Source organism: Clostridium sp. CM037 (assembly GCF_055081095.1).
The window spans coordinates 1,134,478-1,152,376 of record NZ_CM143650.1 but is presented as its reverse complement, the minus strand read 5'-3'; the positions used below and the strand labels follow the sequence as shown (position 1 = coordinate 1,152,376).

Genomic DNA, 17,899 nt, shown 5'->3' with positions numbered 1-17,899 from the left:
TCAACTATAAAAAAAGGCTAATGAAGTATTCAGGAGATTTTATTATGGCAAGTTTAACGGTAAGCAATTTATATATAATAAAGGGGGAATAATCCTGAAAAAAATAATGAAATTATTCAGTCTACTATTTTTAATAACTATAGCTTTTACTGGATGTAAAAGTTCAGATGAAAACAATGCACAAAAAGTTGCTCAAGAATTTGGAAGAAATCTCTACACAGTAAATACAGAAAAAGTTGCTGAGTATAAGAAACTTCTTAGGGAAGGTAAAAAAATAGATATAGCAAGTGGAAATCCCACAAATACTGGTGGAGTTATACCACATACACAGGAATATATCAAAATTATACAGTCCCTTGATAAAAATTTACTACCTTTAATGACAGCAAAGGGGTATGAAACTATTGCGGGGCATTACAATATTGTGGCTACAAAGTTCTGTAATGACAATAATTATACTTTGCAGGTTACAGACTTTATCTTAGATAAAAATTTATATGGTGAGAAAGAAGATAAAGCTGGATATTATTATGAAGCTAAATTGAAGTTTATTTCTACTAATGGGAAGGCTGAACGAACTGATACAGCAAAAGGATATATAGGACTTTTAAAAGAAAATGGTAAGTGGAAGGTATTTGTTTACAAATCAGAGGCAGACCCAAAATTATATATTGAGCTAATGAAAAAAATTAAAGAATAAATGATAATTTTAATATATAAATTAAGGGAAGTCCCAAATAAAATGGCTTCCCTTTTGAATTGTTATTTTAATATACCCTATTATACCGTTATCCTAATATGTATCTAAGATGGACGGCAGATAAAAAAACACTGAAAATGAATTAGAAAAATAATACTACCCAACTACTTCCCTAATGTACCTCCCCCTTGTAATAAAGAAAGCTACCATCTGTAAAACTATATAAGCCGCAAACACGCAAAGTGATTTATTAAACATATACTCTCCATTTGGTACAACTCCATATATTACAGAGAAAAAATATGTTATTAAACTAACATCCAAAACTACTGGAGTAAAAAATATTATTGTAAGCTCTTTTGTTAAAACCTTTGATACCTCCCTATCTGTCATTCCTAATTGAACCAATTTTTTAACTCTTCGCTTTTCCTCATCAACACCAGTTAACACCTTGAAATATAATACCACTCCACTGGATATTAAAAACATCATTCCTAAAAATAAACTTGAGAAAAGAATAAAGCCATTTTCTTTTATGCTTTTCTCTAAAATTTGTTGTTTAAATTCTGGTTTTAAAGACTCATCTCCGTGATTTAACTTCTTTAATTCATTTAAAATACTATTAAAGCACTTATAATCCTTAGAGTCTTTTAATTTAATTAAATGGTCATAAGAAACAACTTGTGGTTCTAACTTATCTTTTATTTTTTTATAAACTTCATCATTAATTATAAGAGCTGTTCCCCTTGAATAATCTAATGAGTAAAATTTATTAGTATATAGGCCTTCTATATATTTCTTTTTACTTTTATTAACATATATATAGCTATCCTTATCCATAGTAGCCAAAAAATCCTCTATCCGAACATTTATATCTTGCTTAAGCTTTGCAATTTGTTCTTCTTGTTTATACAATTTATTGAAATTAATAATTATGTCACTACCTTTATATTTATTACTTGCAGGAGAGTTAATTACCTGTACTAGTTCTCCATTATTTACAACCACATTTGTACACATATGATTATTGTAATTACTCTCACTTATGACAGCAATATTTCTAGCATAGGTCATAACCTTACCTTCATAAGCTCTATAATCCATAAGATTTATGCTTTCTAAAAGTTTATGCTGCTTTATTTCTCCACCACTCGCTTTCACTATGTTTTTAAGCTCCTGGTCTGATATTTTATTAAGCACAGTATTTTCAATAAAACTAATATCATAAGGATACTCCATGTTTACATTTTTTTCTATTGTGCCATACATACTATAAGTCATGCTTATTAAAGTAATCGCTGCTGATGCCAATATTAAAACTAAATAAATAACACTTCTATAAGATGTAAACTTATGCTGCACACTGGATAATACTAAAAGATTATTATTGTATGTCTTTTTAAAATTCATAAGTACTCTATTTACCATAGATATTAGCGAATCTATTATAAAATAAGGTGCTATTATTGTTATTATAGTAATTATGAGTAGTGCACTTTCACTTCCTATAAACATTTGTTGTTTAACTATTTTAGGAAAAAGATACAATGCAATTGTTAATGCTATCAATGCTACTGTTCCAATTATAAAATTACCCTTACCTACCTCTGCTTTAGAAGAGGATTTTATAAGTTCCATTATTGATAGCCTTCTTACAAATATCAGCTGAAATATTGAATTTATTAAGAAAATAATTATTGCTATTACTAAACACATAGAGTAGGTCTTTATATTTAAACTAGGTATAAAATTGTCAATCCAAAGTATTTTACCTATTACCATATAAAACAGCCTAGAAAACAAGGTTCCAACTATCATGCCCGTTACCAGCGACGCAAACAGTATTAGAATATTTTCAATAAATAATATCTTCCTTAAATCCTTAGTAGTAACCCCTAAAGTCAAATATACCCCAAATTCTTTTCCCCTATATCTTATAAATGATATAGTTGTATAGGAAATAAATACAATTGAAAATGCAATCATGAGTACCAACGTAGTATTTACGTTGTCTGATAAACCATTCGCCTTAGAACCCCCTATAAATTCCTTACTAAACACTAGGCTACCATACATTAACAAAACGGCAATAATAAAGCTATTAGCTATAAAATAAGCTATATATTTTTTAAAATTAAACTTAATGTTCTTTATTATTATAGAAGAAAAAGTCATTATTTCTCCCCTCCTATAACACTTTGTCATTCTAAAATTTTATCAAAGAACTTGTTTCTATCACCCTCTGATATTATTTCTAATCTTATAGCCCCATCCTTTATGAAAATTATTCTTTTACAGAAAGATGCTGCAAATGCATCATGAGTTACCATAATTACTGTAGCGCTTTTTTCCTCATTCATATTCTTAAAAGTTGTCATTATACTTTTGGAAGATTTCGAATCCAAATTGCCTGTTGGTTCATCCGCAAATATAACTGAAGGTTCACATATAAGTGCTCTAGCAGCTGCAGTTCTTTGTTTTTCTCCACCAGATATATTATAAGGGTACTTTTTCTGCAGCTCTTCTATGCCTAAGTACTTCATAATATCTTTGGCTTTTCGGTCTATTTCTCTTGGATTAACTCTATCTATTATTAGTGGAAAAGCTATATTCTCTTTAACACTTAAGCTATCTAAAAAATTAAAATCTTGAAATATAAAGCCAACCTTCCTTCTTCTAAATAAAGCTAGCTCATCCTTTTTCATTTTAATAATATCCTGTCCATTAATATAAACTTCTCCTGAGCTAGCTTTATCTATACCAGATAATATATTTAATAGTGTAGTTTTCCCACTTCCACTAGGCCCCATTATCCATATAAACTCACCCTTGTCCACATTAAAACTTACCTCATTAAGGGCTATAACTTCCTTTGCATCTTTAAAAGCATTATAAACTTTAGTAAGTTTTTTAATTTGAAATATTTCCATATAAATCCACCTTTATTGTAATTTAAGTATAAATCTAATGTCACAATTCTCTAATTGAAAAACATTACTTAACCTTACAATTTTGAAAGGTAGCTAATTTTTACTATAGTTCCTTCTCCTACCTTAGACTTTATATGGATTTCATGACCTAATTCATCAGCCACCAGCTTAACCATATATAGTCCAATCCCTGATGACTTTTTATTGTTTCTACCATTACTCCCAGTAAAAAAAGCCTGAAATACTCGGGCTATATCTTCTTTCCTTATACCTATACCTTTGTCTTCTATACATAATGTTATGTATTTATCTTCTTCCACTACGCAAAAGCTAACGTAGCTATTTTCTTTTTCTGAATACTTTATTGCATTAGTTATTATCTGCTCTAACATATACTTTGACCACTTTTTATCTGTGTATATATTATATTTTTCATCTATAATAACCTTAGGGTATACCTTACTATATATAAATTCTCTTTTTTTATTATTAACAGCACTAGCTACTAACTCCCTTAGATTAATTTCCTCTGGAATATAATCTTTTGCAAATTCATCTAATCTAAGCAAATTAAGAGTTTCTTCTAAGTTATCCTGCAGCTTCTTATTCTCTTCTAATATGTCATCAATAACATTACTATTACCTAACTCTTTTAACCCTTTTTCACAGGCCAAATCTATAACTGTTATAGATGTTTTCATATTGTGCACCCATTGAGCCATAAGGGTATCTCTTTCCTTTATCCTATTTTGCATTTTATAAAATTTATTCATATAGGTATCATGTATTTCATTAATAGCTTCAAAAACGTCCACATTATTATCAAATTTCCCCTTATAATTCGGACTTTTCTTAGCTTCATCAAGGCATATATAAAAATTGTTATACTCAATAGTTTTATAAATAATATAAATCAATAAGAAAAATAGACTTAAAGTTATAGGATATATGGCTTCTCTGCTATTAAATATCAAATAATAAAAGCTCACTAAAACTATCGTATTTAATAAATATATGATTATGGTAGCTTTTTCTTTTTTCAAAACCATTAATACTAATTTAGTTAAACACATAGCCCACTCCTCGTTTTGTAACAATTGAATTTTTAGCTTCTAAATCTTTAAGTTTCTTTTTAACTCTAGTTATATTAACCGTTAAGGTATTGTCATCAATAAAAGCCGTATCATCCCATAAGGTTTCCAGTAATTCTTCTCTAGTTATAACCTTTCCATCATTACTCATAAATAACTTTAGTAGCTTGTATTCATTTTTACTAAGCTCCACTATCTTTTCTTCAAACTTTAACCTCATACTATCACTATTCAAAGTTAATCCTCCAATATTAAACTCTTCAGTAGCAACCACATTATTTGACCTTCGTAGCACAGCATTTACCTTTGCCAGTAATATCCCCATACTAAAAGGCTTTGTTACATAATCATCTGCACCTAGCTCCATTCCTCTAATTTGTTCCCCTTCCTCACTTCTAGCTGAAACAATAATTACTGGAACCTTAGATTTATTTCTAATTATTTTTAAAAAGTAAAAGCCATCAAAGGTTGGAAGGTTAATATCTAATATTATGAGATTAGGGTCTATGCTCTTTACATTTTCGAAGTCATTTAAGATAATGGTGTCATAACCATAAGCATTTAAATATTCTTGCATATATTTTTTAAGTTTTAAATCATCTTCTATTATTAAAATTTTATTCATAGTAAATCTCCTAAGTTTATATTTATAATGCTAATTATACAATTTTATTAAGGTATAGAGATATATTTAGAATTAAGGATAAGCTAAGAAGTGTAGTTAATTTTCCGCTAAGGCACATTCAAAAAAATAAAAAGGCACAAGAAGATTTAAATCCACTTGAACCATGATATACCAATATAAAATATGAACCCCACCTTAATTTTCTAAAAAATATTCCTCTGTTAATAAATCATCTCTAACAGAATTAGTAAATTTAATATGACATTTTATATAAGTTTCTTTACTATTTTTTCTTACCCAAAAAGTATCCAAAAAACACATTCCCTTTGCTTTTAAAAACAATTCCCATTCATCCCAAAATTCCATATCATAATATTTGAGATATTTACTCAAGTTCATCCGATTATACGGTATTAACCTATCAACTATAAATTCTCTAATAACATCACTTTGTACTTCTATTTCTTTAAGCTTAAACAATCCATAAAATTCTGCTGGATATAACTTTAAATCATTAATTTCTTTATTTCGCTTAAAACTATATTCTTCTGACACTATGTCATAGGACAATTGTCCTAAAAAATAATCTTTATTCATAAGATCTACTGTTTCAATTACTGATTTGGGAAGCATATTTTAACCTCCTTTATTCTTTCTCTCAACAATTGCAAAATAAAAACCACTCTTTTTTCACTAAAATGCTCTTTGTACTTATCAATTATTTGCTCAAAATCAATATCAATATTCAAACTATGTTTATCTACTAGTCTTAATTGTTTTTTATTGCTACTTTCAAAACATTTAGCATAGTCCGCGTCTAATAATAAATCATCCATGTCTTCATTTATTAAATCCTCTTCCTGACTTCACCAAATACTTATGATTCCCTCTAATTATAATGTATTTTTCATAAACACCAAGCGATGAACTATTTATAAAATTCCTTATATTTTCGATTTCCACTTTTTCTTTCACCTCACTCTTCACTACACGTACATATAATCTTTACTTCCTATATTCTTTATTATAACCATAATTCTATATTGAAACAACATACGCTATTTAAAAATCATTCAAGGTAATAGTATATTATATTTAGTGTAAATATATCTTTACACTAAGTTATATTTTCTTTATAATATAAGTAAAGATATCTTTACTTATTGATTGGAGGGCTACAAATGAGGGTGATAAATCATATTCGGAAAATCCGTCAAGAAAGGATGATAACACAAATTAAAATGGCAGAAGATTTACAAGTTACGAGGCAAACTATAAATGCAATTGAAAAAAATAAATATAACCCCAGTTTGGAGTTAGCACTAAAATTAATACAGTATTTTGATGTGCCAATTGAGGAATTGTTTTATCTAGAAAAATAAAAAGGGGAATAACTATGAAAAAGAAAAAGTTACAAATCTTTGGTTGGGTGTTTATCATGTTATGTATGATAATAGGTGGTTTTTTAGGTATGTATATTATCGGTGAAGACCCTATTGAATATGTTATGCCTATTATAGGTGGTTTAGCATTAGGAAGTGTCATAACTTTGATTTTATATAAGTGGAATAAAAAAAGAAATGGTAATGTTCCAGATGTTGATGAACGAACTCTGCTACTTTTGAAACGTTATCTTATGATTGTACTTTATGTTGTTCTTTTGGGTAGTGGGGCTATTTTACTTATTTTATATTCAATAGGTGTTCATTCTATTGAAATTGGTATGTTGATCGTATATATGATGGTATTATATCTATTAATTGGGGTCGGAGCTATTATAACAAAGTGGTTATAAATCAGATAATTAATTCATTCCATAAAAAAAGTTATCCACAAATAAGGTAAATACGATTGTTTTGGTAAAATTCAAAGGCCTATTTTAAAATTTAGGCAGGTTCTTCTTTTTCCGTAATGTACCATTCACCATTTATATTTTTAACCGTAAATGTTATTGGTATATCTTTTGAACCACCTACAGATTTATTTTGCGAATCAAATATGTAAACTGAATAAATCATTTTCACATAAACTATATCATTTTTTTTAGTTTGTGAATCTTCTTTTAGGCTAAAATCTACTTTAAACGGTTTTTTATAATCAGCGCTATTTACAGGATAAGCATTATATATATTTGTTTGTTTAAATACTTCTTGTGATATATGTTTGGATAATTCATTAGAGTATCCATTATCAGTCAGAAATGCTTCTTTAACTACACTAGTAATATCAACATATTTAATATTACTATTTTTATTGATTACCGTAAAAAGTGTGAATATAGATATGCAAACTATAAATAAAGCCAAGAATATTTTTCTGTTATTTCTAATAATAAGCACCTCCTTGTATATCTATAAGTATACAATATAATAAACTATGATTTGAATAACTGAGGTTTTATTGTTATATTAATATGATGAATAATAATCTATATAAGTAATTATAGTATGTGCTATTCCAAAAATCGTTAGAGGTACAATAGCAAATAGATTGTGAAGCCATATTTCTGCTAAAATGAAATAAATTACAGGAAAAACAGCCATTGATATAATCATAATAAAATTAGTACCTATTGTAAAATATGCTATCCAAAATCCATAGTATGATAATAATATTATTAACATAAAAATTGTATATCCACATAATATTGGAGAAACTTTCTTACTGACCCCAAATATCAAAAGTGCAAAAAATATCGTTTGACTGCCATGCTCAATAATATCTAATAAGAAATGTTTATTGGTTACTACCGTGGAACCGTTTGGATCCTTCAATATAAAAAAGAGAATATTCGGTAGCATAGGTAATAAAAAGACTATTAACCCTTTCCATGAGAATCCTATGTTATTTTGTAAAATCTCCATTACTTTATCCATATTATTCTCCCTTCTCCAAATGTTCCAAGATTTCCTTACTCCAATCAATATATAACTTTGCCTGACGTATGCCTAGATTTAATACATAAAGTATATGCTTATGATTATTATGTATTTCTATGTCTCTATTTAACTGCACATCAAACAAATTAAATAATTCCAACTTTTGTTCTGATTGTTCTTTAAACCGAATGATATGTTTTCGCATTTCCTCCACATTTTTCTCATTTGATAAAAACATTTTTAAAAGGAATTCACTTCTAGAAGTGTCTTTTTCATTATCTGCTTCCATCCATTGCCTTATCTCTTTTTCCCCTTCGGGAGTCACTTTGTATCTTATTTTTTCACGTTTTATTTTTCCGGTTGATTCGTTGTTAGAAAACTCAATTAATCCTTCTTCTATCATCTTTCTAAGTTCTGGATATATTTGCCCAAAGCTCTCCTGCCAGAAGAATGACATTCGTATATCTATAATTTTTTTCATTTCATATCCGCTTAGCTCTTCTTCCTGAAGAAGTCCAAGTAATACATACCTTGTTTTTTTCACTTATGTCCTCCCCTTTATTTCACTTGTTAAAATCAATTTTCTAATATTTTGTCTTTTCATAGTTGATCCCCAATTATTATATCTTTAAGATATGTATCTTTTAGTTATATAGCTTAAAGATATAATAATACGAAAATTTGAGTATGTCAATTCTAATAAACAAAATAAATTTATTAATGGTGCAATTCTATATGAGAAAATACTTGTTAAAATTAAGATTTAATACAATATAACTACACTTAGATATAGTTATAACAACAAAAACGCTATGATAAAATCATTGCGTTTTATTTAAATGAAAATAGATGATATTTTTTCTTAGATTATGCTAACAAAAGTATATATTGCGTAAAATACATTTTACAGCGAGTTTGTATTTTTTATCATCTGTAAATAAAGTGGATAAGCATTTAACAAAATGTTATTTTACCAGAACTATTAGGACCAACAATTGAAAATATTTTATTTTTTCCAACTTCAATATTAATGTTTTTCAACGCTACAAAGTCTCCATATTTTTTGTTTAAATTTTAATCTTAATAGTCAAAGATTCACTTTCCCTTCATAAATTTAATCTTGTGATAAATAATTAAACTTTTCGTCATCTATTCTGTTTATTTTGTTTTTAAAATTGTAATTATTTAGTATATTATTAAAGCATTCAATCATATAAAATCTAGATTCATCTATTTTAATAATTTGTTCGTTTTCTATTTTATCAAATGAACAATTCCAATGGCACTCATCCTTATTTTCTAAAAATCCTCCTGCAATGCTTACTAGTTCATTCTCAAGATCTTTTTCAATTTGTGAATTATGCAAAAATATTACCTTAATAAAATTACTTCTTTCAAACTAAGCTAGCACTAAAATTAATACAGTATTTTGATGTGCCAATTGAGGAATTGTTTTATCTAGAAAAATAAAAAGGGGAATAACTATGAAAAAGAAAAAATTACAAATCTTTGGTTGGGTGTTTATCCTGTTATGTATGATGGTAGGTGGTTTTTGGGGTATGTATATTTTTGGTGAAGACCCTATTGAATATGTTATGCCTATTATAGGTGGTTTAGCATTAGGAAGTGTCATAACTTTGATTTTATATAAGTGGAATAAAAAAAGAAATGGTAATGTTCCAGATGTTGATGAACGAACTCTGCTACTTTTGAAACGTTATCTTATGATTGTACTTTATGTTGTTATTTTGGGTAGTGGGGCTATTTTACTTATTTTATATTCAATGGGTGTTCATTCTATTGAAATTGGTATGTTGATCGTATATATGATGGTATTATATATATTAATTGGGGTTGGAGCTATTATAACAAAATGGTTATAAACCTTTTCGTAGGTATTGAATTAGTGAAGTATTCAATATATCATTTCTTATATTAAATACACCACTGAGTTACATTGCCAACTTTCAATGTAACATAATCATTAATTTGTTACATTAAATATATTATGGCTATGTTTAAGCTTAATGTTGATAATTAATATTTTCTGACTTTACACGTTCACCACGATACAACAGTAAATACAGAAAAAGTTGCTGAGTATAAGAAATTGCTTAAGGAAGGTAAAAAATGGATGTAGCAAGTGGAAATCCCACAAATACTGGTGGAGTTATACCACATACACAGGAATATATCTTGAACTAATGAAAAAAAATTAAAGAATATTCTTAAACATAGTCTAAAAAAATAATAACTTCAAAATTTAACTCTTTTCTTATTAGTGTACAGGATCAAAATCTACCCCGTCATTTGTTTCGATAAAGTTACATATAGCACTTGCAGTTTTATTTATTTGTCCATAATCTAAAATAGAAGGTGTATCTGTAGGCTTATGAACTAATTTCACCACATTTTCTTGTACAAAAAAGACATTTGGTATACCCGCACGTTCAAAACTCAAATGGTCACCTAAACCATGTACCGCAACATCTGCAAATTCAATATTATTTTTTTTCATACTAATTTTTACAGCATCATATAACTTGTTTGATACTGTGCTTTTATTTTTTAAAGCAAGCTTTCCACCTTCCTTACCGCCTATGCAATCTATATTAATATTATATAAATCAGTATATGCTAACTTAGATTTAATCTCTTTGACAAGAGCCCTGCTTCCATTTAGACCAGTCTCTTCACCATTAAAAACACATACAATTATATCTGTATCAAAAAGTTTTATCTTTGATTTTTCTTCTAGTTTATGTGCAGTCTGTACTATAGCTGCTATGCCAGAAGCGTTGTCTAATGCTCCTCTAATAAGCTTTCCGTTTACGTATCCTAAATGGTCAAAAAGAGCTGTCATTACCTTTGATAACACCAACAACATTATTAACCATTTCCATTTTACTACCACTTCCATCTCCACCATAAGTTTTAATAACATCTTGAGAATATTTTTCATAATAACCCTTACCAAATAGTGGTTCAAGATCTAAGCTGTTAAAATATTTTCAATATACTTTTAATTATAATCCCTCCTTGATTTTATATAATGTAAAAAGTGGATTGAATAGAGATGTCCAAATTCAATCCATTGCCATCCACTTTATATCTCGCGTAGCTTAAGCTAAACGGATTATTATCTCTTGTTTAAATGCCAATACAACTGTAACATATTCCAAACAAAATTTAAATTATATGTAAATTGTTGTTTACTGATAAATATTATGCATTATCAATTGCCATAGATTTCATAAGATATAATAATTGTTTTTTAAAGTGTTCGGTTTATGAGAACTATGGAACTTGTTAATATAAAAAGTAATACTTTTTATAGAAGAGTCAATGAGTATGAATCAATTGCAAATAATAAAACCGAGTTCTATGTAAATGTTTTATATTAAGTTACCGAGTCTTATATGTATCTCGGTGCCACCCCGTCTAAAATTCAGAGTATATTTCCACTAAAAGATGCCTATACACCTAAAATGAAAAAGTCATCTGGGCTCCAGATGACTTTTTCATTTTGGTTCAAGATAACATTTATTTTATATTGAATAGCTATTCTTATTTATAGCTTAAATTAAATTAAAATATGAAGGTTTATTAATAAAACATCTGTACTCTAAGTAATTGGTGTGGAATAGTATAAATCAAAAATGATAGTACCTCACTCTATAATGCAGGTACTACCATTTATACAAAACCCTACTTACACCTACATATTTAATTTTTAATAGTCATACCATAAATTAAGCTCGAAACTTTAGGATTAAATATCTTTTTTAATTCTTTGGTATTGATATTATAACTAAATATAGCTGTTGGATAGCAGGATATTTCACTTATCTTTACTTCTTTGCTGTTTTTAGGCACTCCAGTAAAATATACAAGGCTGTCATCTTTGGACATTTCTGTTAAAACAGGATGTGCAATTTTACTAACAATTGAATTGTTATCATTCGCTAAAGTGCTATCTGTTAATATAGTAGTTAAATGCCCTGTATCTAAAGACAACTCATATATACCAAACCCAGGATTTTCATTTATATCAGAACCACCGATAAGAACCTTTTTATAATTAGAATTATATGAAATAGATTGTACTAGTGAAGCTTTTATTGTAGCAATTTTGCTTAATTTATTTCCATTTGAATTTACTTCAAAAATAGTATGAATCAATGGTTTTAGTTGTCCTTGATTTTCTTTCCAACTTTTTAATCTTAAGCTACTTGAACTGGTTGATATAAGCAATTTATTATGTTTAATGCTAAAAGTATCTACTTCTCTATCTGAATCACTATTGTCAATTATTTCATATGATTTTGTTTCAATTTTTATTTTAGCAACCTTAACTATTCCATGAGGTGCATTTAAAAAAAATATTGAATTATCATCCGCAACTCTGGGCTGAGCTTTTCCAGACTTATTATCTGTAACTTGGAAACTTTTATTATCCTTTAAATTATGCAAATAAATTTGCCAAGGATCATAATCATTTAAAGCATCTACGTAGACTATTTTAGAACTATCCTTATATAAATCACCAGTAATACCTACCTGTCTATCAGTTATAAGATATTTCTCAATTTTACTTTTAACCTCTAACGATAATATACTACCTTTATTATCCACGGAAAAAGTAGATATAATTAGTTTATCTTGTGATTTTACAGATAACATAGTTTTTTTAGCAATAAATCTATTACTTAGGACATATCCAAACAATAAAACTATTAGCAAACTAAAAATAATAGTGATTTTTTTTCTGTATTTATATATGATTTTTACCAACCAATTGACCCGCGAAATACTCCATCTGTCTGTTTTGCAACAAGTTTAAAGGATTCTAATGACATATCTAAAATTCTTCCTGCTACATATGGTCCTCTATCCAATATCCTATCAGTAGTATATTTCATATTACTACTATTAACAACTGACACACGAGTAAATAAGGGAATAGTTTTATGAGCAGCACCATCAGCTGCTTTTACACCGGATGCAGTACCAGGTTCTGACCAAATATTAAACAATGATATATTACCTATTTGAGTTTTAGTAGTAGCCATAGGTTGGTCTGTGCTATTCACTTTAACTTCTTTCATAACAACATTTAAATTTGACTGTGATATTGGAACTACAACAATTGGACCTCCTAATGCATCATAAATTACAGTCGTATTAGCTGTAATTTTAGGCAAATCATTGGAGGATTCATAGCTACTGCTACTTAATTTATTAACCGTAGTTCCTTTCTTAAATAAAGACATTTCCTTATTATAATTAAATTGTATTACAGATCCTGGTGCCATATATGATGGCATACGATCTGAAGTATTTAAGTTTTCTGCTGCAAATACCATAGTCGATTGAACTAAACCTAGTACCAAAGTTATACAAAGTAAACCTTTAAATTTTTTCATGACTAATTATACCTCCAATTAAATTATTTTAGTCTTATGAGTTTAACTTAACAATTACAATTTTCTTCATTAATTCCAAAACTCCTTTAAATATGTTAAATGAATACTTATAAACATGTTCATTGTAGGATTCTCGCCCCATAGCCATCAAGCTATGGGGCGAGACCCCTATAACAAAAATAAAATAAGCATTATTTATATTTGTAGTACACATAAATTATTGTAAACACGTTGTAATTACTATGTTTAAACTGTATTACACTTTTTTATTAATAGTCAATTAATAAAAGACAACAAAAAAAGAAGGCTTTTTATTTACCTTCTCATACTGATTAATTAATTTATATATTCTTCATTAGCTCCTATACTGATAATTCTTAGTGTTGATATTACAATATCACATTTACGTACCCATCATTAGGGTAGACATCTTTACTATCCAAGAATTTGGCCGCTGCTTTCCCTAGATCCGCTAGATAAAAATATAATTTACTACAGTTCCAAAAGAAGCAGCCAAAGCCGCGCAACCCATTGATTTTAGCTTACTTGTAATTGTTCTCGTAAATATTTTTTTGCTTCCGCTTTGCCTACTTTTTTAACAAATAGTGAAACACTACCTACGCCGGCAGCAATAAGCACACCATCAATTATGACACTTATTGCTACCGCAACATAAGCATTCTTAAGACAAATATCCGGAATCCGGCTACCAGCCCGTGACGTTACCGTTCCAGCTACATTTACATTATTTAGAGTAGTGTTATCCAAAAATAAATATGTAACAAATGTTAGTATTAAAGGTATAACTTACACTGATGAATATAAACGCATTTTTGTAACAGAGAATGAAAAGGGCAAATCTATAAAAGAAATATTTAAAGAATATGGTTTTGATATAGACGTTCTTGGAAATGATCGAATTAGATCAGCAGCTTACAGATGGCGGACTGCATATAGAAAAAAGGTGTAATAGGACTGAATGATACAAGGAAATCAATGTGCGGAAGATCAAGTGGGAAAGATCTTCCCATAGAAGAAAGATATAAACGTCTTAAGGTCCAAGTTAATTTACTTAAAGCTGAGAATGAATTACTAAAAAAAATCGACATCCTAGAAAGAAGGCTGGTAAAGAAAAAATAATATTAGTAGCAGAAGAAAAATATATTCTTATCAATTCACAAATTAAAAAATATAAACTCAGAAATATGCTTAGCCATTTATGCAGTGTGTCGGGGGTATCCCGTTCAGGCTACTACAACTATTTCTCAGTTAGTTCACAAGGAGTTAGGAATCAACGTGACGATCATGATCAAATAGTGCGAGATACTATCTTAAAAGCATATAACTTTAAAGGCCGCAAAAAAGGAGCTAGACAAATTAAAATGACGTTAGAAGGCGAATTTGGTATCGTTTACAATTTGAAACGTATCCGTAGGATAATGAAGAAATACCAAATTGTATGTCCTATTAGAAAAGCAAATCCTTATAAAAGGATGATGAAAGCCACCCTCGAACATGCTGTTTTACCAAATCTATTAAATAGAAACTTCAAGCAAAATATACCTGGCAAGGTATTGCTTACAGATATAACTTATTTGTTTTATGGAAAGGGTCATAGGGCGTATTTATCAACGATTAAGGATTCCTCTACAAATGAAATACTGGCATATAATGTGTCAGCTAATATTAAGATGGATATAGTCACTGATACTATACTAAAGCTAAAAAAGAATAGAAATATTAAAATATCTAAAGATGCATTTATTCACTCAGATCAAGGTTGTCATGTGCGACAAGAAGTCGCGTAATATATTGTCGAAAGACTACCCTATCCATTCGGGGTAACCCTATCATGACTAGCGTGGATGGTAACGTCTGGGTTAGAAAGCTCATGAGACGATGTGGAAGTTCGAGAAGCCTAATCTGGAACAACTGCTAGGGTAAGAATGCTATGGAGAACGTAAAGTGAATCACTGTAGGAATCGTTACGCTGGAGAAAGCGAAATAGGCTGAAACGCTTTGACCAAAAGGTACGGAGTCAAGCAAAGGCCAACTGTTAAACCAATGCGATTGGATGAAGCACTCCCGGTTTAAAGGTGGCTCTTAAGGCATTCATAATTATATATTACGTGGAACTTGGTAAACCCTATATATTCCTTAAACATAAGGTATCTACCCGCAAGGTGAAGAAATGATATAGAGGGCAGAAGAAAAGGATAAAAAGCGAAAGCCGTTTTTGTAATAAAAACAGATAAGAGTTCAAACTTTGCTCTAACCTGAAAGGGTGCTGACTTGTCCTATGGTATTTCTTGTCAGGAAAGGACGGTAAACTTATGAATTTTAATAACTCAACGACGGATAAAACCGAGAGGCTAAAAGACACTAAAACACTTGCAGACAAATGGGATTCCATTGATTGGATACAAGTACAAAATGATGTTAATAGGCTACAGTCCCGTATCGCTAAGGCAACAGTGAAAGGTGATAAAAACAAAGCAAAACAGCTACAATATTTACTGACACATTCTTTTTCGGCAAAAGCCTATGCAGTGAAAAAGGTAACCACCAACAAAGGAAAGAAGACATCAGGTGTTGATAAAAAACTATGGTCCACTTCTGCCTCAAAAATGAAAGCGGTACTTAAACTTAATGGTAAACATTACAAATCAAAACCACTCAAAAGAGTTTATATTGCAAAAAAAGGCAAGAATAAGAAGCGACCTTTAGGAATCCCGACAATGTATGATAGAGCAATGCAGACTTTATATGCATTAGCACTCGAACCGATTGCTGAAACCAAAGGTGATAACATCTCGTTTGGGTTTCGTCAGGGAAGAAGTGCCAAAGATGCATGTGAACAAATATTTAATGTACTAGCAAGAAAATGCTCTCCTACATGGATATTAGAAGGAGACATAAAGGGATGCTTTGATAACATCAACCATAGTTGGTTACAAGAAAACATTCCAATGGATAAAAGAATCATGAAACAGTTTCTGAAATCAGGGTTTATATACGAGGGTAAGTTATTTCCGACGGACACATGTTCTCCGCAAGGAGGTGCCATATCAAGTCTTTATGCAAACATGGCACTTGATGGTCTTGAAAAGGTGATTCAAGATAAATACCATCGTAACACAAAAGGGAATATCGAAAATCACTATCGTGCAAAAACCAAAGTAAATCTAGTACGATATGCTGATGACTTTATAATAACTGCAAATACTAAAGAAGTTGCAATAGAACTTAAAGAAGTTGTTAGTCAGTTTCTTGAAACTCGAGGACTAGTGTTATCTGAAGAAAAGACTAGAATTACCCATATAAATGAAGGTTTTGACTTTCTAGGTTGGACATTTCGGAAATTCAAAGAAAAACTTATTGTTAAACCTTCAAAAGGTTCAATAAAAAGCTTGATAAGGAAATGTTCCACTATTATTCTTAAAGAAGGGAAAGCATGCACTCAATCGGATATAATTCGTAGACTCAATTCTGTAATAAGAGGTTGGACTAACTATCATAAACACACGGTAGCCAGTCAAGTTTTTTCTTACATTAACAACACACTTTATTACTTATTACATTATTGGGCAAAGCATCGACACCCAAATAAAAATAAACGGTGGCGAATTAATAAGTATTGGCATCAGAAGGGATACAAAATATGGGTTTTTATGACAGAAGACTATTCTCTTATTAATTTAAGGCGAATCAAAATAGTCCGACACCCAAATTTGAAAATCTCTCAAAATCCTTTTTTACATAAGGAATATTTTGTTAAAAGAAGAATGAAACTACAATCACTGAATGCCGCCTGAAAAGGTGAAGAAATGCTTGAGCCGTATGAGCGGGAAACTCTCACGTACGGTTCTTAGACGAGGGGAAGGGAGCAATCCCTTTTCTTTAGTCGATTATACAAGTCCAATCCTTCAAAATCTCGTTAAAAGTTGTGGACTAGGACAATCTATGTCAAGACGTGGAAACTGTTGGGATAACGCTCCACAGGAATCATTCTTCGGTCATTTCAAAGATGAGGCAAACATAAAAGAGTGTCAAACATTAGTAGAGTTAAAGAAAGAAATTAAAAAATATATGATCTATTATAATAGATATAGATATCAATGGGATTTGAAAAAGATGACTCCTGTTCAATACAGAAATCATCTTTATAATTCAATATAGTTTTTTCTAATTGTCCTTGACAAAGGGTACAGATTAAAGCGAGTTTGTATTTTTTAGCAACTGTAAATA

19 protein-coding genes and 2 pseudogenes are annotated in these 17,899 nt (G+C 29.5%); 7 read left to right on the top strand and 14 right to left on the bottom strand.

Going from position 1 to position 17,899, the window contains the following annotated elements:
* The first annotated feature begins 106 nt into the window (after positions 1-106).
* Positions 107-700 carry a hypothetical protein gene (locus tag ACWJKP_RS05420; RefSeq protein WP_165413892.1) on the top strand — a complete coding sequence of 198 codons (594 nt, stop codon included), beginning with the start codon at positions 107-109 and terminating at the stop codon, positions 698-700.
* A 156-nt stretch (positions 701-856) separates the two neighbouring features.
* Here ACWJKP_RS05420 and ACWJKP_RS05415 read toward each other — a convergent pair whose 3' ends face one another.
* From ACWJKP_RS05415 to ACWJKP_RS05390, 6 genes are all read right to left on the bottom strand, one after another.
* Positions 857-2,875 carry an FtsX-like permease family protein gene (locus ACWJKP_RS05415; protein WP_165413891.1) on the bottom strand — a complete coding sequence of 673 codons (2,019 nt, stop codon included), beginning with the start codon at positions 2,873-2,875 and terminating at the stop codon, positions 857-859.
* A 26-nt stretch (positions 2,876-2,901) separates the two neighbouring features.
* Positions 2,902-3,630 carry an ABC transporter ATP-binding protein gene (locus ACWJKP_RS05410; RefSeq protein ID WP_165413890.1) on the bottom strand — a complete coding sequence of 243 codons (729 nt, stop codon included), beginning with the start codon at positions 3,628-3,630 and terminating at the stop codon, positions 2,902-2,904.
* Between the two features lie 74 nt (positions 3,631-3,704).
* Positions 3,705-4,703: a sensor histidine kinase gene (locus ACWJKP_RS05405; RefSeq protein WP_165413889.1), complete on the bottom strand. Its 999-nt coding sequence runs from the start codon at positions 4,701-4,703 to the stop codon at positions 3,705-3,707.
* Positions 4,690-5,346, bottom strand: a complete 657-nt coding sequence (locus ACWJKP_RS05400; RefSeq protein ID WP_165413888.1) for a response regulator transcription factor — start codon at positions 5,344-5,346, stop codon at positions 4,690-4,692. The genes ACWJKP_RS05405 and ACWJKP_RS05400 overlap by 14 nt, the downstream gene beginning before the upstream one ends.
* Positions 5,347-5,541: 195 nt before the next feature.
* Complete coding sequence (locus ACWJKP_RS05395; RefSeq protein WP_165413887.1) at positions 5,542-5,979, bottom strand: hypothetical protein; 438 nt, start codon at positions 5,977-5,979, stop codon at positions 5,542-5,544.
* Complete coding sequence (locus ACWJKP_RS05390) at positions 5,961-6,182, bottom strand: hypothetical protein (protein ID WP_165413886.1); 222 nt, start codon at positions 6,180-6,182, stop codon at positions 5,961-5,963. Before ACWJKP_RS05390 ends, ACWJKP_RS05395 begins: the two co-directional genes overlap by 19 nt.
* A gap of 345 nt (positions 6,183-6,527) precedes the next feature.
* On the opposite strand from ACWJKP_RS05390, the gene ACWJKP_RS05385 reads away from it, so the two are divergent.
* Together ACWJKP_RS05385 and ACWJKP_RS05380 are read left to right on the top strand one after the other, a co-directional pair.
* A complete protein-coding gene (locus tag ACWJKP_RS05385) occupies positions 6,528-6,728 on the top strand; it encodes a helix-turn-helix transcriptional regulator (RefSeq protein WP_165413885.1) in 201 nt (66 codons plus the stop codon).
* A 14-nt stretch (positions 6,729-6,742) separates the two neighbouring features.
* Positions 6,743-7,141, top strand: a complete 399-nt coding sequence (locus tag ACWJKP_RS05380; protein WP_165413884.1) for a hypothetical protein — start codon at positions 6,743-6,745, stop codon at positions 7,139-7,141.
* Positions 7,142-7,232: 91 nt separating this feature from the next.
* On the opposite strand, the gene ACWJKP_RS05375 is transcribed toward ACWJKP_RS05380, so the two are convergent.
* The 4 genes from ACWJKP_RS05375 to ACWJKP_RS05360 all read right to left on the bottom strand — a co-directional run bounded on the left by ACWJKP_RS05375 (position 7,233) and on the right by ACWJKP_RS05360 (position 9,591).
* A complete protein-coding gene (locus ACWJKP_RS05375; RefSeq protein WP_165413876.1) occupies positions 7,233-7,652 on the bottom strand; it encodes a hypothetical protein in 420 nt (139 codons plus the stop codon).
* Positions 7,653-7,754: 102 nt separating this feature from the next.
* The gene (locus tag ACWJKP_RS05370) at positions 7,755-8,222 is read right to left on the bottom strand and encodes a hypothetical protein (RefSeq protein ID WP_165413883.1); all 468 of its coding nucleotides are present in this window, start codon (positions 8,220-8,222) and stop codon (positions 7,755-7,757) included.
* 1 nt (position 8,223) lies between these two features.
* Positions 8,224-8,769, bottom strand: a complete 546-nt coding sequence (locus ACWJKP_RS05365) for a PadR family transcriptional regulator (protein WP_165413882.1) — start codon at positions 8,767-8,769, stop codon at positions 8,224-8,226.
* Positions 8,770-9,339: 570 nt separating this feature from the next.
* Positions 9,340-9,591, bottom strand: a complete 252-nt coding sequence (locus ACWJKP_RS05360) for a hypothetical protein (RefSeq protein WP_165413881.1) — start codon at positions 9,589-9,591, stop codon at positions 9,340-9,342.
* Between the two features lie 118 nt (positions 9,592-9,709).
* Between ACWJKP_RS05360 and ACWJKP_RS05355 the strand changes: the two genes are divergently transcribed.
* Positions 9,710-10,108 carry a hypothetical protein gene (locus ACWJKP_RS05355; RefSeq protein WP_165413880.1) on the top strand — a complete coding sequence of 133 codons (399 nt, stop codon included), beginning with the start codon at positions 9,710-9,712 and terminating at the stop codon, positions 10,106-10,108.
* Positions 10,109-10,503: 395 nt separating this feature from the next.
* On the opposite strand, the gene ACWJKP_RS05350 is transcribed toward ACWJKP_RS05355, so the two are convergent.
* From ACWJKP_RS05350 to ACWJKP_RS05335, 4 genes are all read right to left on the bottom strand, one after another.
* Positions 10,504-11,187: a M28 family metallopeptidase gene (locus ACWJKP_RS05350; protein ID WP_224579015.1), complete on the bottom strand. Its 684-nt coding sequence runs from the start codon at positions 11,185-11,187 to the stop codon at positions 10,504-10,506.
* 764 nt (positions 11,188-11,951) lie between these two features.
* Positions 11,952-13,019, bottom strand: a complete 1,068-nt coding sequence (locus tag ACWJKP_RS05345) for an S-layer protein (RefSeq protein ID WP_165413879.1) — start codon at positions 13,017-13,019, stop codon at positions 11,952-11,954.
* Positions 13,013-13,651, bottom strand: coding sequence for a septal ring lytic transglycosylase RlpA family protein (locus ACWJKP_RS05340; RefSeq protein ID WP_165413878.1), 639 nt, complete (start codon positions 13,649-13,651; stop codon positions 13,013-13,015). Before ACWJKP_RS05340 ends, ACWJKP_RS05345 begins: the two co-directional genes overlap by 7 nt.
* A 537-nt stretch (positions 13,652-14,188) precedes the next feature.
* Positions 14,189-14,419 (bottom strand): hypothetical protein, encoded by a 231-nt coding sequence (locus ACWJKP_RS05335; RefSeq protein WP_165413877.1) that lies wholly within the window; start codon positions 14,417-14,419, stop codon positions 14,189-14,191.
* Between ACWJKP_RS05335 and ACWJKP_RS05330 the strand changes: the two are divergent.
* From ACWJKP_RS05330 to ACWJKP_RS05320, 3 genes and pseudogenes are all read left to right on the top strand, one after another.
* Positions 14,352-15,438 (top strand): annotated as a pseudogene (locus ACWJKP_RS05330) (IS3 family transposase); the annotation flags it as partial. The gene ACWJKP_RS05335 and the pseudogene ACWJKP_RS05330 overlap by 68 nt on opposite strands.
* A 546-nt stretch (positions 15,439-15,984) precedes the next feature.
* Positions 15,985-17,466: a group II intron reverse transcriptase/maturase gene (gene ltrA, locus ACWJKP_RS05325; RefSeq protein ID WP_462961171.1), complete on the top strand. Its 1,482-nt coding sequence runs from the start codon at positions 15,985-15,987 to the stop codon at positions 17,464-17,466.
* A 94-nt stretch (positions 17,467-17,560) separates the two neighbouring features.
* Positions 17,561-17,830, top strand: a pseudogene (locus ACWJKP_RS05320) (IS3 family transposase); the annotation flags it as partial.
* Positions 17,831-17,899 lie beyond the last annotated feature (69 nt).

Coding starts and splice junctions, on each gene's coding strand:
- ACWJKP_RS05420 (WP_165413892.1), top strand. CDS start 107: ATGAAATTATTCAGTCTACTATTTTTAATAACTATAGCTTTTACTGGA.
- ACWJKP_RS05415 (WP_165413891.1), bottom strand. CDS start 2,875: ATGACTTTTTCTTCTATAATAATAAAGAACATTAAGTTTAATTTTAAA.
- ACWJKP_RS05410 (WP_165413890.1), bottom strand. CDS start 3,630: ATGGAAATATTTCAAATTAAAAAACTTACTAAAGTTTATAATGCTTTT.
- ACWJKP_RS05405 (WP_165413889.1), bottom strand. CDS start 4,703: ATGTGTTTAACTAAATTAGTATTAATGGTTTTGAAAAAAGAAAAAGCT.
- ACWJKP_RS05400 (WP_165413888.1), bottom strand. CDS start 5,346: ATGAATAAAATTTTAATAATAGAAGATGATTTAAAACTTAAAAAATAT.
- ACWJKP_RS05395 (WP_165413887.1), bottom strand. CDS start 5,979: ATGCTTCCCAAATCAGTAATTGAAACAGTAGATCTTATGAATAAAGAT.
- ACWJKP_RS05390 (WP_165413886.1), bottom strand. CDS start 6,182: ATGGATGATTTATTATTAGACGCGGACTATGCTAAATGTTTTGAAAGT.
- ACWJKP_RS05385 (WP_165413885.1), top strand. CDS start 6,528: ATGAGGGTGATAAATCATATTCGGAAAATCCGTCAAGAAAGGATGATA.
- ACWJKP_RS05380 (WP_165413884.1), top strand. CDS start 6,743: ATGAAAAAGAAAAAGTTACAAATCTTTGGTTGGGTGTTTATCATGTTA.
- ACWJKP_RS05370 (WP_165413883.1), bottom strand. CDS start 8,222: ATGGATAAAGTAATGGAGATTTTACAAAATAACATAGGATTCTCATGG.
- ACWJKP_RS05355 (WP_165413880.1), top strand. CDS start 9,710: ATGAAAAAGAAAAAATTACAAATCTTTGGTTGGGTGTTTATCCTGTTA.
- ACWJKP_RS05350 (WP_224579015.1), bottom strand. CDS start 11,187: ATGAAAAATATTCTCAAGATGTTATTAAAACTTATGGTGGAGATGGAA.
- ACWJKP_RS05340 (WP_165413878.1), bottom strand. CDS start 13,651: ATGAAAAAATTTAAAGGTTTACTTTGTATAACTTTGGTACTAGGTTTA.
- ltrA (WP_462961171.1), top strand. CDS start 15,985: ATGAATTTTAATAACTCAACGACGGATAAAACCGAGAGGCTAAAAGAC.